This window comes from Alteromonas sp. IB21, from assembly GCF_016405965.1.
In the GTDB taxonomy this organism is placed as follows: Bacteria; Pseudomonadota; Gammaproteobacteria; order Enterobacterales; family Alteromonadaceae; genus Alteromonas.
The window spans coordinates 1-16,127 of sequence record NZ_JAEFCD010000028.1; the positions used below are offsets into that span (position 1 = coordinate 1).

Below are 16,127 nucleotides of genomic sequence, written 5' to 3' on the forward strand. Positions count from 1 at the left end.
GCCAGCTACTGGAGCTGGCCTAAAAACTGTCAACCTATCTTAGGACGGGTCAATGGATACTATTTTTACTCGCGGTCCTTCCTTAAATATCAGACTTACGCTGGCCCTTGTGTTGTCAGTAACGCTGATATTTGTCGATCACAAAATGGACGGGTTCAAATCTACGCGAGTCTATCTAAACTCTTTAATGAGCCCACTTCAGTATATTGCTAACCTCCCCGGACTTATGCTGAGTGAAAGCGCGCAGCGTCTCACGTCGCAAGAGCAGCTTTTGGCTGAAAATCAAAAGCTAAACAACCAGCTCTTGCTAATGAGCGAGAAGCTGCAGCGATTCGAGGTTATTTCCAAAGAAAATGCCCAGCTTCGTGAGTTATTACAAGCGCCAGTTCGGGAGTCTTCGCGTAAAATGGTTGCCGAGCTCATGGCGGTCGATAAGAATCCTTATAGCCAGCAGGTGGTGATAAATAAAGGGGCGATAGACGGCGTTTATTTATCTCAACCAGTGCTTGATGATAAAGGCATTGTAGGACAAGTCATGGAAGTAGGGTCTACAAACAGTCGTGTTTTACTTATCGCAGACGTTACCCACGCTATTCCTGTGCGTTCACTTCGCAACGATATCCGATTTATAGCGACAGGAAGTGGCGCGCTTAATGAGCTCTTTCTTGAACATGTACCCCATAGCGTCGATATACAGGAAGGCGATACGCTTATTTCTTCAGGGTTAGGAAATGTTTTTCCTGATGGCTATCCTGTGGCAAAAGTCACGCAAGTTGTACGCGATGAAAGCAGGCCCTTCGCCCGCGTTATCGTTAAGCCTTTAGCTAATTTAGACAGACTTCGCCATCTCCTTCTCCTTTGGCAAAATAAGCAGGATGACGGTGAGCCTGATAATGAATTTGAAGATGTGACTGAAAGCGAGGAGAAAACGTCCGATGCGTAAACGTAACCTCGTTATTTGGCTAAGCGTTTTGGTTGCACTGGTTCTTCAAATTGTACCTTTACCCTCGCAGGTCGACGTGTATCGCCCTGATTGGGTATTGGTCGTGCTAGCCTATTGGAGCATGGCGCTGCCTCATAGAGTTAATGTTGGTGTTGCCTTTCTAACAGGAGTGGCAATGGACGTGCTAGTGGGCACAACGCTTGGGATTCACAGTTTAGGGTTGAGCCTTAGCGTTTACATATTGGCGGCAAACTATCAACGTTTACGCAACTACTCCGTGTGGCAGCAAGCGATAATTATTGGTCTTATGTCATCGCTTTATCACCTCATGACGTTTTGGGTTCAGCACCTTTTAACCGATATTTATTTTCAGGTGGATTATTTGTGGCCGGTGTTAACGTCTATGGTGCTATGGCCCTGGGTATTTTGGCTGCTACGGCGCACCCGAAGACAGTTTTCTATATCGTAATTCACTCTTCTATTTGCTAAAAACCAAAGGTAAGTCAATGACAAAATCGGTAGTGTTAGCGTCAGCATCGCCCAGACGCACCGCGTTACTCAAACAGATGAACATTGCGCACACAATACATCCTGCCGATATTGACGAGTCGCCGCGCCTCAATGAAACACCGCAAGCGCTCGTTACACGCCTTGCAGCTGAAAAGGCGCAAGCCGTTAAAGCTCATCTAGAAGCGCAGCATTCTATGACCGCAGATACCGTTATCTTAGCAAGCGATACGCTAATTGCCTTTGAGGGGCAAAGCGTTGGGAAACCAATTGATAAAGCCGACTCTAAAAAAATACTGAGAATGCTTTCTGGAAAGCAGCACGAGGTGTTAACAGCTATCAGCGCATTGAGTGATTCGCGCCAACAGACCCAAGTTATCACCACCGGAGTGACTTTTGCAGCATTGACGGATGAGCAAATTGACGCATACTGGGAGACAGGAGAACCTGCTGATAAAGCAGGGAGTTACGCTATTCAAGGTATTGGTGGAGAATTTGTGGTGTCAATTAATGGCAGTGCAAGTGCTGTAATAGGTTTACCCCTTTATGAAACCCGCCAATTACTCAATGCATTTGGAGTTGTGTCGTGAGTGCTGAACTGCTTATTAATGTTACCCCATCAGAATCACGGGTTGCGCTGATTGAAAACGGAATATTGCAAGAGATTCACGTCGAGCGTCACACTAAACGCGGGCTGGTTGGCAATATTTATCGCGGTAAAGTTAGCCGTGTATTGCCCGGTATGCAGGCGGCTTTTGTTGATATTGGCCTAGAGAAAGCGGCCTTTTTACACGCGTCTGATATTGTCATTCACAACGAAATTGCAGAGGAAGTCTCGGCAAGCCATATTCAAAAACAAGACATTCGCGAGTTGGTGCGAGATGGTCAAGATATTGTGGTTCAGGTGGTAAAGGACCCAATCGGCACTAAAGGCGCGCGCCTAACTACAGACATTACTATCCCAAGTCGTTATCTTGTATTTATGCCTTCAGTTACCCATGTGGGCGTATCTCAACGCATCGAAGAAGAAGCCGAAAGAGAGCGTTTGAAGTCGTTGGTGCAAGAGTTTTGTGATGAAAACGGTGGTTTCATTTTGCGTACCGCAGCAGAGGGGGTAGGCAAAAATGAACTGCAGTCAGATGCCGCGTTCTTGCGAAGACTCTGGGATAAAATTCAATCTCGCATGAAGAAACGCAAATCTAATGTGCTATATGAAGACTTGCCGCTTGCACGGCGCGTATTGCGTGACTTTGTAGGCACAGAACTCGATAGAATACGCATAGACTCAAAGTTATCGTTCCAAGAACTTTTTCAGTTCACCAAAGAGTACGTGCCAGAAATGAATGGCAAACTTGAGTACTACACCGGTGATAGACCTATCTTTGATCTATACGATGTTGAAAATGAAGCGCAGCGCGCGCTCGAACGTCGGGTCGACTTGAAATCTGGTGGTTATCTAATCATTGATCAAACCGAAGCTATGACCACCATAGATATAAATACTGGCGCCTTTGTTGGGCACCGTAATTTAGAAGAAACCATATTTAATACCAATACTGAAGCGACGCAAGCAATAGCGCGTCAACTAAGATTGCGTAACCTTGGCGGTATGATCCTTATCGACTTTATCGATATGATTGAACCAGATCATAAACGACGTGTCTTACATTCACTAGAGGTAGCGACAAACAAGGACAGAGCCAAAATTAATATTCACGGTTTTACAGCGTTAGGGTTAATTGAAATGACTCGTAAACGCACCCGTGAAAGCATTGAGCATATTCTCTGTGGTGAATGCCCTGTGTGTAAAGGGCGTGGCACAGTGAAGACTATTGAAACCATCTGTTTTGAAATCATGCGTGAAATAGTGCGAGTTAATCGTGCCTATGACGCTGATAAATTTGTGGTTTATGCGTCTCCCAAAGTAGCAGAAGCGCTAATGGGTGAGGAGTCTCATATGCTGGCCGAACTCGAAGTATTTGTATCTAAGCAGATTAAGGTACAAACAGAAACACTGTACAACCAGGATAAGTACGACGTCGTCATGATGTAATGCATTAACGTTATACAAAGGCAAAATGTGACAAATTTTTCGTCGGTAGCTGCTTATCTACTTAAGAAGTTCTGGCTGCTACTCGCCGTATTACTGGTACTTTTCGCGCTCGTGTTAAGCGCTGCACGCTATGCTCTGCCGCATATTGAGCACAACAAACATTTGTTGGAAAACTATATAAATGAGCAGTATGGCGTAAACCTATCCATCAAAAGTGTGCATGCCGTTTGGCAGCGCAGCGGTCCTAGCATTGTGTTGAATTCGGTGTCGCTTGCCAAAGATGATGCCTCGCCAGTTGCGCTTGATATTCGCCAGATTTACGTCGAACTAGACTTTTGGGAGTCTCTGCGCCATCAACTTATTTCTTCTACTCGCTTTGAATTGCGCGGTCTTCGACTCGAAGTTGATGCAGACCGTTTGTCGGGCGGGGGAAAAAGCAACTTTCCTGTAGTCAGTGCCCTCGAACGTTTATTCCTAGAGCAGTTACAAAGCTTTTCCCTTGAAGACGGTGCGGTATCGATAACCCATCTCAACGAAACGAACACCTTTGATATAGAAAGCTTGTCTTGGAACAACCATAACGATCGGCATCAGGGTTTAGGCCAGCTGAAAGTCGCTGAGCTAGCTGCAAATTCTGCTTCGTTTGTTATCGATATCAAGGGGTCGCGAGAAGACTTTGACGGCGTTTTCTACGCAAAAGCAGAAGAACTTGATATCTCACCATGGGTTAGCGATTTAATAAAAACGAAGCGTCCGCTAACGCAAAGCCGAGCTAATTTTGAAGTGTGGGCTGATTTTACTAATAGTGAAATTCTCAGTGTGCAGGCCGAACTCGATAATAGCTTATTGGAGTGGGGCGGCGGTCGCGCTACAACCGTAACAGGTATAACGAGCGGGAGTTTGCAAGTATTACCCAACACGGCCAGTAAACAGGGTGGATGGAATGTCAGATTAGATAATCTCGTTGTTAGTTCAAACGGTGAGACGATGACGACCGATCTCATTGGCAGTATAGCGCCAAATGGCGACGTACTGGTCAACACGGTTAAGCCCGTTCAGGTAAACCCCTTCTTGCTGCTCCTTCCACTGTTTATGGACGACACGGGTGAGGACGAAATACGCGGGCTAGATCCGAAAGGCGAACTGGCGACCTTGCAGATTCAACTACATAACGGTGAACCTTCGCTGGCGGCCAAAGTGTTCGATTTACAGTGGACTAAGACGGATAAAATTCCAGGGCTGTCGTCGCTGAATGCGGAATTGTTTTGGTACAAGCACAACGGTGCAATCTACTTGGAAAGTACCGATAGTGTGTTAAGTGCCACTGGGATCATCAAAAAAGATATCAATATCAACGCGTTCACATCGCAGTTCTACATTTACCCTACCACTTCAGGCGAGACAGAAAAACAGTGGATTGTAAAAGGTAACAAGATGCTGTTTGACAGCGATGCGGTTACACTAAAACCACAGTTCAAGCTCAATACCGCTACAGGTTTCATGTCTTTCTATGCGGATGTGAGCGCAATCCTCTTAAGTGAAGTGAGCGACCTGTTTCCTGTAGCCGTAATGGGGGAAAATACTGACAAGTATCTAACTCGCGCTTTTAACGGAAAAGGCGACATAAGCAGTGCGCGCATTCTATGGCATGGCGCCACCGGTAATTTTCCCTTCGAGGACAACACAGGTATTTTTCAAGCATATGTCGACATCGAAGACGGCGACTTTTTATTTGCACCGGACTGGCCTGCGCTCAGTGATTTAGATCTCTCGCTCTATTTTGTAAACAACGCTTTGGTGATGGAGAGTCCAACCGCGACGTTGGCAGGCATGCAAATAAGCAATATGTCAGCAGCCATTCCAAGCTTTAAACCTGATGCTCGTCTGGCAATTTACGCCACCGGAGAGGGGACCGGTGACGCGCTTACTGCACTTATGATGGACTCGTCTCTTGAAAATTCTTTAGGGAAAGTACTTAAGGATGAAGTGCAAATTAGTGGGCCGCTTTCCGCAGATATTAAGCTTGATATCCCGTTCAAAGGTAAAGATGTGGTGGCTTCAGGTACGGCGCATTTAGCCAACAATCCCGTTTATATAGCAGCAACTAAGATGCTTTTCGATCAAGCCTCAGGAGACGTGTCGTTCACCAACGGAGACATTGACGCCACTAATCTACAAGCACGTTTCTTAAAGCAGCCTATCTACCTTTCACTGTCAGGTCGACAGAGCGATACCTACGACCTCTCAGTTGAGTTAGGGGGGCGCTGGCATGTACATCCTCTTGCAAATTACGTGAATACGGACCTCACCGATTATATTGATGGTGAAAGTGAATGGAAGACTAGCGTTGATCTTACTTTGTCAAAGGATAGCTTTGAGTACGCCGCAAATTTGACAGCTGATTTGACGGCGACGCAAAGCCTATTGCCAGCACCCTTTGATACATCAGCAGGAAGTGAAATGCCTCTCGTGATCAGTAGCGAGGGCGACAGTAAGGCGTCAAATGTAGTGGCGACACTCGGCGATAGCATTCGTTTTGACGGCATTTTACCGCACAAAGAAATGCAGTTTTCCCGCGCTCATCTTGCATTAGGCGACAGTGACATCGCCAATATCGGAACAGGTTTTAGTATTAGTGCGAACTTAGCCGAAGCCGATGTGCAGGCGTGGTTTAGCACGATTGATATGCTGCTTTCAGGCGCAGGGGAAGATGCTGTGCAAAAAGTCACAGCAAAAGGCGCGTTAACAAGCGATATGGAAAATACGGCGGACACCGAACGCAATACGGCCCGTGCTAATTTGTTTGGTACACCGTCACGGATTTTTGCAAAAGCTGAGAAGCTCAATTTTGCCGGGCACGCGATTAAAAATGCACAGTTAAACGCGACCGAGCGGAATAAAGACTGGATTTTAGATCTAGCGTCACCACAAGCGCGTGCCACGATTCGGATTAATAGCGATTTAGCGCAGCAAGGTATAGAGATAAACGCAGACTATTTGTCGCTAGATAAGCCGGTGCAACTGGCGCCTAGTTCATCAGACGATAGTCTTTATGTAGAAAGTTCTGCTGTTGTCACAGAACACGTCTCGGCAAAGGAAGATTCGCCATACAATATCGATCCTATTTCTCTACCGCCTATTTATTTTTATTGCCAATCTTGTGGTTTTCACGGCATCGACTTAGGTGAAGTTACCCTAGATATTGCAAAGGATGATAGCGGGCTTGCCATTCGTCAGCTTTTGCTTAAGTCAGATGAAACCAATATCACCGCTAGCGGTTATTGGAAGCATGTAGATGGAAAGATACAAAGTGCGTTAAATGGCACCCTGACGTCTCCTGACGTTGGGCAAATGTTAAAAGAATACGGCGTTGAATCGGGTATTAAAGATTCAAGCGCCGATATCAGATTTAACGTTAACTGGCCTAACGCACCCATGGATTTTGGTTTTGAAGCACTTAACGGTGACGTAGAGTGGTCCTTGTCTGATGGATATTTGACCGAGCTTAGCGACAAAGGCTCCCGAATTTTCACGCTGTTTAGTTTGAACTCAATTGTTAGAAAGCTTAGTCTCGACTTTAGAGATGTTTTCGCGAAGGGCTTTTTTTACGATGACATGGGCGGCACGCTTAATATCGTGGACGGAAAGGCGTACACCGACGATACCGAAATTGACGGTGGTGCAGGTGAAATAGAAATAAATGGTTACACAGATTTAAATACCGGCGGTTTGAATTACAATGTGTCGTTTGCGCCAAACGTCACGGGTAACTTACCGTTCTTGGTGTATTTTTTAGCGACACCACCCACTGCATTGGCCGCATTGGCCATTGACCAAGTGCTAACCTCTGCGAAAGTGATTTCGAATGTGAACTATCGCGTTACTGGCACCATAAAAGATCCTAAGTTCGACGAAGTTGAGCGCAACAGTAAAGACATTAGTTTACCTGCGCAGAATGCGCCCGTTCCTGCTAATCCGCAAGACCGGCCGTTGACGGATGATGACCTACGCAGGGTGAAAATGGAGGTGATCGATGGTTAATCTAATTGCACTGCAAATGACATCTACGCCCAATGTAGATGAAAATCTTGATACCGTTGCTAAAGAGATGGCAGCGGCAAACATCGAAGCAAATAGTTTGATTGTGCTGCCAGAATGCTTTGCCTGTTTCGGCGGCAAAGACAAAGGCCAGTTAGCTATTGCCGAAAACAAAGGCGAAGGGTTAATCCAACAGCGCTTGTCAGCATTGGCCGCTCAATATCAGTGTTATATTGTGTCAGGTACATTTCCGATTAGAACTGCTAACCCCGAAAAATTTTCGGCAGCTTGCATGTTGTTTGGCCCTGAAGGCGAGGTACTTGCGGACTACCGCAAAATTCATATGTTTGATGTGTCGGTGAACGACAATACGGGAAGTTACCGTGAGTCGGCAACAACGCAGGCAGGAACTGAGGTCGTCACCATTAACACGCCAATTGGCAACATTGGGCTTGCGGTGTGCTATGATGTACGCTTTCCAGGATTGTTTTCTGCAATGGGCGATATTGACATTTTAGTATTGCCGGCGGCGTTTACCCAGCGTACTGGTGAAGCGCATTGGCATGCATTGTTGCAAGCCAGAGCGATAGAAAAACAGTGTTTCGTGGTAGCAGCAAATCAAAGCGGCGTGCACGCCAACGGTCGTGAAACTTACGGCCATAGCATTGTTTTATCACCATGGGGTGAAACCCTTGCCGAACGTAAAACCGACGTAGGTTTTGTAGCGGCCAACGTTGATATTGCAGAAAGAGAGACCATTAAACAAAATATGCCGGTTGCCGAACATAACCGATTCAGGAGTCACCTTGTTTAAATCTGTTGAGCGTCATTTATTATCTGACTCAGGGCTAGATATTTCAAAGCTAGAGAAGGCGCTAGCCGCTATTCATAGCCACAGCACCGACTATGCCGACCTGTATTTTCAGTCTAGCCAGCATGAAAGCTGGGTGCTGGAAGACGGTATTATCAAAGAAGGCAGCTATAACATTGAGCGCGGCGTTGGCGTACGCGCGATCAGCGGCGAGAAAACAGGGTTTGCTTACTCCGATGAAATAAGCGAAGAAGCCTTAACCAAAGCATGTAAAGCTGCCCGTGGTATTGCACCTAGTGGCGGTACACAGCAAGTCGCAGCATTAGGCCAAAAAGCCGTTGAAGCGCGTTATAGCGAGAATAACCCGATTCTTGCAATGCAAGATGCTGAAAAGATTTCACTGCTTAAAGCGGTAGACGCATACATTCGCAAACAAGAGCCCTCCGCCAATCAGGTCGTCGTGAGCTTAAGCGGTGTGTACGAAGAAGTATTAGTAGCAGGGAGCGACGGTACACTAGCCACAGATATACGTCCACTGGTACGTTTGAACTGCTCGGTTTTGCTAGAGCAAGGTGATAGGCGTGAGCGCGGGTCAGCCGGCGCGGGTGGTCGTTATGCTTACTCGTTTTTCAAACAAGATGAAAACGGAAAGCCTTACTATGAAAACCTTGCTGAAGATGCGCTTCACATGGCGCGAGTGAACATGCAGGCCGTGGCATCCCCCGCTGGTGCTATGCCCGTTGTGCTTGGTAACGGCTGGCCGGGCGTGTTACTTCACGAAGCGGTGGGGCATGGCCTTGAAGGCGACTTCAACAGAAAAGGCGCTTCAACGTTCAGTGGCCGCATAGGCCAACAGGTAGCGGCTAAAGGCGTCACCGTTGTCGACGATGGTACATTAAGCGACCGCCGCGGTTCACTATCTGTGGATGACGAAGGTACGCCAACGGCACATAACGTTTTGATTGAAGACGGTATTTTAAAAGGTTACATGCAAGACAAGCACAACGCCAAGCTTATGGGTGTTGCGCCTACCGGTAACGGTCGTCGTGAATCTTACGCTCACCTTCCTATGCCGCGTATGACAAACACGTATATGCTGGAAGGGCAGCACGACCCGCAAGAAATTATTGCGTCTATCGACAGAGGTATTTACGCGCCGAATTTCGCGGGTGGTCAGGTTGATATTACCTCAGGCAAATTCGTGTTCTCTAGCGCAGAAGCTTACCTTATTGAAAACGGAAAAATTACTGCACCAGTAAAAGGCGCTACCTTGATCGGTAATGGGCCAGAAGTGATGCGAAAAATTTCGATGATAGGCAATGATACCGCGCTTGATAAAGGCGTTGGGGTATGCGGTAAAGACGGTCAAAGCGTGCCAGTGGGTGTGGGTCAGCCAACCCTTAAAATTGATGAATTGACGGTGGGTGGAACGGCGTAGCTCTGCTGAAGTCAACACATGATGAAACTGAAAAAGGTTGGGCGTTTGTCCCAACCTTTTTTGTTTCTAACGACAAACGCTAAACGCTGTTAATCGTCGTGCATCCCATCTTTTAAATACTGAAACAGCTCTCTAAACGCTTTCGGTGGCGCATTTTTTTCACGCTCTTTTTTAATCTGGCGATGAAACTGGCGTAGCTTCTGTCTGTCGAGTTCAGGGTATTGTTCAATGACCTTTTGAATGGCGGGGTCACCTTGCTCAATAATGGACTCTCGAGCCTTCTCTAAAGCATGAAACGCTGCATTAGCAGCCTGATGCTGATGGGTGAGTTTAGCCAATGCTTCTTCTATTGCAACGGTATCTCGATTACGCAAGGCTTTACCGATGAACTGTAGCTGACGGCGATAACCATCCTTTTTCTTATTAATTCTGCGCGCTATGGCCACCGCATCTGCCAACTCTTCATCCATGGGAATAGTGGCAATATGTGCATCGGTCAGGCTAACCAGAGTTTCACCTAGTTTGTGAAGTTCTTTCGCCTGACGCTTAAGCTCAGTTTTACTGACTAACTCTTCTTCTTCGAACTCATCTGCTCGCGCATCTTCGAAGTAAGGATCTTCGGGAGAATTGTATTTCTGATCACTCATTTCAAACTCATTAGTGTTACACTTTAGCTAAATTGTAACTATCACAGTCGAATTAAGACAGCGAAACTTACTATGCAAATTGAGCAGCAGTTAGGCGACATTCAAAATGTCGTAGATGATGTACTAAAATTAGCCCTTTCTAAAGGCGCGACCCAAGCCGAAGCCAGCATGTCTAAAGTGCAGGGCATCGCCGTATCTTCACGTATGCAAGAAGTTGAAAACGTTGAGTTTACTAACGACGGCGGCTTAGGAATAAGCGTATATGTGGGTAAGCGTAAAGGGAGCGCGTCTACCGCAGATTTAAGTAAAGCGGCACTGACGTTAGCGGTAGAAAAGGCCGTAGATATTGCACGCTATACCAGTGAAGATCCGTGCACAGGGTTAGCGGATGCAGACCTTATTGCGACAGAATTTCCTGATTTAGACTTATATCACCCAGAAGAGCTTGATACTGAGAAAGCGATAAAGATCGCCATTGAGGCTGAAACGGCAGCAATGAATTACGATCCGCGCATTACGAATTCAGATGGCGCATCGTATAACGCAAATATGGGCATGCGCGTGTACGGTAATACCCATGGTATAAACGCAGGTTATCCAAGCAGCCGTTATTCACTAAGTTGTATGGTTATTGGCGCACAAGATGGCGATATGCAGCGTGACTATGCCTACACGGTGAGTCGCAAAGCAGCACTGCTTCAATCGGCAGCCTCGGTAGGTATCGATGCAGCAAAAGCTACGGTCGACCGTTTAGGTGCACGTAAAATCAATACTGCGAATGTACCTGTGCTTCTGCATCGCGACATCGCGTCGAGCCTGTTTGGACATTACGTGGGCGCAATTAGTGGCGGTAGTCTGTATCGACGTTCTAGCTTCTTACTAGACAGTTTGGGTAAGCAGGTTTTCCCCGAATGGCTTTATATTGAAGAGCGCCCATTTGTTAAAGGAGGCCTGGCAAGTTCAAGCTTCGACAACGAAGGCGTAGCATGTTCTGACATGACCATTGTTGAAGCAGGGCAGTTAGCGACATACCTTTATACCACTTACTCATCGCGCAAGCTTAACACTCGGTCGAATGGACATGCGGGTGGTATTCATAACTGGTTGGTGGGTGATACAGGTCATAGTGACGCTGACTTGCTTAAAGAAATGGGAACCGGGCTTTTCGTCACCGAACTTATGGGGCAAGGCGTTAACGGCGTAACGGGGGATTATTCCCGTGGTGCGGCAGGCTATTGGGTTGAAAATGGTATCATCCAATATCCAGTGCACGAGGTAACCATTGCCGGAAACCTGAAAGACATGTTTAAAGGCATTGTAGCGATTGGCGCTGAAAAAGACGTGCGCGGCAGCGTGCAGACGGGTTCGGTGCTTATTGACCAAATGAAAATAGCGGGAAGTTAGGCACCCAGTCCTTATACTCTGCCGACTTGCTCCACCCTTATATCTTCAGCGTTGCATCGCGATAGATATAGCCTGTTAGCTCACCGATGATTGTTCGTTCACGTTGCGAAACTCGGTGGGCGACATGCCGGTAGACTTCTTGAAGCGCTTTGAGAACGTAAACACATTTGCATAGCCGACGTAGCTAGCGATATAGGATACTGGCCATTGGGTACTTAGCAGTAGGCTTTTTGCCCGCGCCATGCGCAGGTGGATGACGTGCTGTTTCGGACTTCTTCCATAGATTTGTAGACACAGTCTATGAAGGTGTGGTGATGAATAATGAGCTTTTTCACTCAAGCTTTTAATATCCCAGTCAAACTGCAATTGTTTATCTACAGCAGAAAATAGGCTGTTCAGTCTGTTTATTTGACGTCTCTCCTTTTGCTCACCCGTTTGACATGCCCCGAGCTGTTTCTCAATAATAGCGTAGAGGTATTTTGATGCTATTTGCATCGCTGCCTGTCTGCTCTCGACATCACGCTCCAAATACAATAGCTCCATAGCGTGATGCAGTCCTTCTAAAGCCGCATTGTCTACAACTGCTGCGCCGCCTTTTCCGAGCGGTTTCCAGCGTTCAGTGTCCGCGAGATTGAGCCAAATGATGTCCCACTGCTCACTTATGATAGATACCTCAAAACTCTGGTTAGCAGGCAAAATCATGAGCTGTCCCTCAGATAACTGCCTATTTCTACATGGCGTACGAAATACACCTTGCCCGTTAAGACTGTAAAACAAGGTATGGTTAGGGGGCGAGACGCGTCCAACCGTATAATTGCCTGATAAATTAGAGCATCCAGCAAGCTCTATCTCCAGCTCACTGATTTCTGGTACATTACTGCTATCGATGAAGCGTTCAAAGCAGCTTGGCCCTATGTCTACAATATCTTTGAAACTAGGTTGCATAGGTGTCTATTGATAGTTTTGGATAAATAGATGAAAGATTAGAGCATAAAGGATTTACTGAAACTTAGCTATATTGAGCATAACTAAACGTAAGGGAGACAATATGCTTAATGTCGCGCAAGTGGTGGCTCAAAATGATTGGCAAAACCCAGTGGTGTTTCAGCGAAATCGGGTCAATGCTCATAGCCCTCATCATGGATATACGTCGTTAGAGGATGCGCTGCACAATATCAATACACAAAAGTGCAGCCTTAACGGCCAATGGGATTTTCGGCTATTTGATGCCCCTGAGAGCGTCACCGAGAGCTTGCTTTCTGCCACATTGAGCGCTGAAGAAAGTTGCTTTTGGCAGCCTATTGTTGTCCCTTCAAACTGGCAGTTGCAAGGTTATGACAAGCCTATTTACTGCAACGTCAAATATCCTTTTGCGGTAAACCCGCCTGTCGTACCTAATGATAATCCAACAGGCTGCTATCGTAGGGTGTTCAACGTCACAAAAGCGCAGCTTTCACAACGCAATCATATTGTATTTGAAGGGGTCAATAGTGCCTTTCATCTATGGTGCAACGGAGAGTATGTTGGCTACTCGCAAGACAGCCGTTTACCCGCTGAATTTGATATCACCAAAATGCTTGTAGAGGGCGAAAATCGCCTTGCGGTTATGGTAATTAGATGGTCTGACGGCAGCTACCTAGAAGACCAGGACATGTGGTGGCTAAGCGGTATTTTTCGCGATGTTAGCTTAATAACTAAGCCTCATCATCACATCCAGGATGTATTTGTCACGCCAAGCCTCGATGCCTGCTATCGAGACGGGAGTGTGGCGGTTCGCACGTCAATTAAAGCGCCCTCGAACTATAAAGTAGGCATTCAGCTTTTTGATGGTACACACGCCGTTACTGAACAAGTCATCACTGGTACCAACAACAAACGAATTGACGAGAAGGGCGGTTGGGATGATGTAGTCTTCCAAGCGTTAAATGTAAAAGAGCCCAAACATTGGACCGCAGAAACCCCCTATCTTTATCGTATCGTAGTCGCACTTATTGATGACAACGGCGACGTCGTAGACAGGGAAGCCTACAACGTGGGCTTTAGAACCGTTGAAATGAAAAACGGACAGCTGCTTGTTAATGGCAAAGCAATATTAATTCGCGGAGTGAATCGACACGAGCATCACCAAACCAAAGGTCACGCTATTAACGAAGATGACATGCTTGAAGACATTAAGCTCTTAAAGCAAAACAACTTCAACGCAGTGCGGACCGCGCACTACCCCAATCATCCTCGTTGGTATGAGCTTTGTGATGAGTACGGACTTTATGTGGTAGATGAAGCGAACATAGAAACTCACGGTATGTTTCCGATGGGAAGACTATCTCGCGATCCGTTATGGGCAGGCGCTTATATGGCGCGCTTTACGCAAATGGTAGAGCGAGACAAAAATCATCCTTGCATTATTATCTGGTCATTAGGCAATGAATGTGGGCACGGGCCTACACACGACGCAATGTACGGATGGGCGAAGTCTTTCGACCCATCTCGACCTGTGCAATACGAGGGGGGCGGAGCTGATACTACCGCAACCGACATCATTGCACCTATGTATGCAAGAGTAGATACCGACATCAAAGACGATGCAGTGCCTAAATGGGCCATTAAAAAGTGGTTGTCGATGCCGGGTGAAAACCGCCCCGTTATTCTTTGCGAGTATGCACACGCCATGGGCAATAGTTTAGGGAGCTTTGACGAATACTGGAAAGCGTTTAAGGCGTATCCTCGTCTTCAAGGTGGCTTTATCTGGGACTGGGTTGATCAAGGGTTAACGAAGCATACAGACAGTGGTGAAGCCTATTGGGCCTATGGCGGAGATTTCGGCGATACCGACAACGATAGGCAGTTCTGCATAAACGGTTTGTTGTTTCCAGACAGAACCCCGCACCCGCACTTATTTGAAGCCAAATATTGCCAGCAAAACTTGAGCTTTTCGCTGGTGGAAAAAGACAATATCCTTGTGCTATCCGCACGCAGCGACTACTTATTCAGGCGAACAGACAACGAACGCTTGCGCTGGCAGGTGCTTGAAAACGGTAAAGCAATTGCAGAAGGCGAATGCGACATCGATATCGCACCACAGGACATCCAGACGCTTAATCTAAGCCCTGAAATTAGGTTTAAGGCGGGTGCTGACTATCACTTAAATGTTGATGTAGTGTTAGTCAATGACTGTTCGTGGGCGAACGCGGGGCACGTAATGGACACCGCGCAATTAGCACTCACCAACAAGAGCGGTATTGTATCTTTTGCTTCAACGGATAGAGACGTAGAAAGCGTCAAAGCAGATATAGATGTAGAAGCGCAAGATGCCGTGCTGTTAGTAAGTGTGCAAAACCAGGTGTTCAGCTTCAATAGTAAAAGCGGGCTATTAACGTCGTGGCTTAAAAACGGGAATGAGACCCTTAGCGCACCCCTAGAAGACAACTTTTTCAGGGCACCGCTAGATAACGATATTGGTGTGAGTGAAGTCGATAACCCTGATCCAAATGCGTGGGAGTCACGCTGGCGTCGCGCCGGTATAGGACAATGGGAACGCACCTGTACCCATATTGACGTAAAACAGAGTACCGGCGATGTGCGTATAACATCGTTATTTGAATATCATAACGCTGATATGCTCGTGGCGGCGACTAAGTGGACGTATACCATTAACAGGCAAGCGAAGCTGAAAGTGGACGTAGAAGTGCTGTTAGATGATAGCTTACCGCCTATGCCTAGAATTGGTTTGCAAACTGCAGTACCCGCACAGACCGAGTTGCAGCAAAATCATTTAACCGTTTCTTGGTTGGGTTTGGGCCCGTTTGAGAACTATCCGGATAGAAAGGCCGCGGCCCGTTATGGTCACTACTCGCTGCCAATTGATGAAATGCAAACGCGATATGTTTTTCCAACTGATAACGGTTTGCGAAGCGACTGTAAGCAATTAAATATTGCGGGTCTGCAAGCGCAAGGGAAGTTCTACTTTAACGTCAGTGAATATGGTCAGGCGCAACTTGATAGCGCTAAACACACAAGTGACTTGTCATCACAAGATTGCATCTTCGTTTACATCGACCATGCACATATGGGGGTTGGGGGAGATGACTCATGGAGTCCAAGTACACACAAAGCTTTCTTATTAGAGGAAAAAAGGTACCGGTACTCAATCCTTTTTGATGCAATATAGCTTAATAGGTATGTATTGAACTGCAATGTGCAAAGCTCTATCGCGTAAGCCCGCTAACGTGAAATATAGCTCCTTAACGTTTACCTATAAAAAAGCCGCTACGTTTTGTAGCGGCTTC

General features: G+C 46.7%; 11 protein-coding genes. 9 read left to right on the forward strand and 2 right to left on the reverse strand.

The window, feature by feature from the left end; translation table 11 throughout:
* Nucleotides 1-52 precede the first annotated feature (52 nt).
* The 7 genes from mreC to tldD are packed head-to-tail and all read left to right on the forward strand — an operon-like array spanning nucleotide 53 to nucleotide 9,790.
* Nucleotides 53-943 carry a rod shape-determining protein MreC gene (mreC, locus tag JC525_RS16380; RefSeq protein WP_198816784.1) on the forward strand — a complete coding sequence of 297 codons (891 nt, stop codon included), beginning with the start codon at nucleotides 53-55 and terminating at the stop codon, nucleotides 941-943.
* Nucleotides 936-1,412, forward strand: a complete 477-nt coding sequence (mreD, locus tag JC525_RS16385) for a rod shape-determining protein MreD (protein WP_198816785.1) — start codon at nucleotides 936-938, stop codon at nucleotides 1,410-1,412. Before mreC ends, mreD begins: the two co-directional genes overlap by 8 nt.
* A 37-nt stretch (nucleotides 1,413-1,449) precedes the next feature.
* Entirely contained in the window at nucleotides 1,450-2,040 is a 591-nt protein-coding gene (locus JC525_RS16390) for a Maf family protein (RefSeq protein WP_198816786.1), read from the forward strand.
* Nucleotides 2,037-3,503, forward strand: a complete 1,467-nt coding sequence (gene rng / locus JC525_RS16395; protein WP_120962836.1) for a ribonuclease G — start codon at nucleotides 2,037-2,039, stop codon at nucleotides 3,501-3,503. The genes JC525_RS16390 and rng overlap by 4 nt, the downstream gene beginning before the upstream one ends.
* Nucleotides 3,504-3,530: 27 nt before the next feature.
* Complete coding sequence (locus JC525_RS16400; RefSeq protein ID WP_198816787.1) at nucleotides 3,531-7,544, forward strand: YhdP family protein; 4,014 nt, start codon at nucleotides 3,531-3,533, stop codon at nucleotides 7,542-7,544.
* On the forward strand, nucleotides 7,537-8,355 hold the full coding sequence (locus JC525_RS16405; RefSeq protein ID WP_198816788.1) for a carbon-nitrogen hydrolase family protein: 819 nt from the start codon (nucleotides 7,537-7,539) through the stop codon (nucleotides 8,353-8,355). The genes JC525_RS16400 and JC525_RS16405 overlap by 8 nt, the downstream gene beginning before the upstream one ends.
* Complete coding sequence (gene tldD / locus JC525_RS16410) at nucleotides 8,348-9,790, forward strand: metalloprotease TldD (protein WP_198816789.1); 1,443 nt, start codon at nucleotides 8,348-8,350, stop codon at nucleotides 9,788-9,790. Before JC525_RS16405 ends, tldD begins: the two co-directional genes overlap by 8 nt.
* Nucleotides 9,791-9,879: 89 nt before the next feature.
* Here tldD and yjgA read toward each other — a convergent pair whose 3' ends face one another.
* Nucleotides 9,880-10,437, reverse strand: a complete 558-nt coding sequence (gene yjgA, locus JC525_RS16415; protein ID WP_198816790.1) for a ribosome biogenesis factor YjgA — start codon at nucleotides 10,435-10,437, stop codon at nucleotides 9,880-9,882.
* 72 nt (nucleotides 10,438-10,509) lie between these two features.
* Here yjgA and pmbA point away from each other — a divergent pair, with 72 nt between their 5' ends.
* Nucleotides 10,510-11,841 carry a metalloprotease PmbA gene (gene pmbA, locus JC525_RS16420; protein ID WP_198816791.1) on the forward strand — a complete coding sequence of 444 codons (1,332 nt, stop codon included), beginning with the start codon at nucleotides 10,510-10,512 and terminating at the stop codon, nucleotides 11,839-11,841.
* Between the two features lie 75 nt (nucleotides 11,842-11,916).
* Here pmbA and JC525_RS16425 read toward each other — a convergent pair whose 3' ends face one another.
* Nucleotides 11,917-12,786, reverse strand: coding sequence for a helix-turn-helix transcriptional regulator (locus JC525_RS16425; RefSeq protein ID WP_198816792.1), 870 nt, complete (start codon nucleotides 12,784-12,786; stop codon nucleotides 11,917-11,919).
* Nucleotides 12,787-12,889: 103 nt separating this feature from the next.
* Here JC525_RS16425 and JC525_RS16430 point away from each other — a divergent pair, with 103 nt between their 5' ends.
* On the forward strand, nucleotides 12,890-16,009 hold the full coding sequence (locus tag JC525_RS16430; protein WP_198816793.1) for a beta-galactosidase: 3,120 nt from the start codon (nucleotides 12,890-12,892) through the stop codon (nucleotides 16,007-16,009).
* Nucleotides 16,010-16,127 lie beyond the last annotated feature (118 nt).

Coding starts and splice junctions, on each gene's coding strand:
- mreC (WP_198816784.1), top strand. CDS start 53: ATGGATACTATTTTTACTCGCGGTCCTTCCTTAAATATCAGACTTACG.
- mreD (WP_198816785.1), top strand. CDS start 936: ATGCGTAAACGTAACCTCGTTATTTGGCTAAGCGTTTTGGTTGCACTG.
- JC525_RS16390 (WP_198816786.1), top strand. CDS start 1,450: ATGACAAAATCGGTAGTGTTAGCGTCAGCATCGCCCAGACGCACCGCG.
- JC525_RS16405 (WP_198816788.1), top strand. CDS start 7,537: ATGGTTAATCTAATTGCACTGCAAATGACATCTACGCCCAATGTAGAT.
- yjgA (WP_198816790.1), bottom strand. CDS start 10,437: ATGAGTGATCAGAAATACAATTCTCCCGAAGATCCTTACTTCGAAGAT.
- pmbA (WP_198816791.1), top strand. CDS start 10,510: ATGCAAATTGAGCAGCAGTTAGGCGACATTCAAAATGTCGTAGATGAT.
- JC525_RS16425 (WP_198816792.1), bottom strand. CDS start 12,786: ATGCAACCTAGTTTCAAAGATATTGTAGACATAGGGCCAAGCTGCTTT.
- JC525_RS16430 (WP_198816793.1), top strand. CDS start 12,890: ATGCTTAATGTCGCGCAAGTGGTGGCTCAAAATGATTGGCAAAACCCA.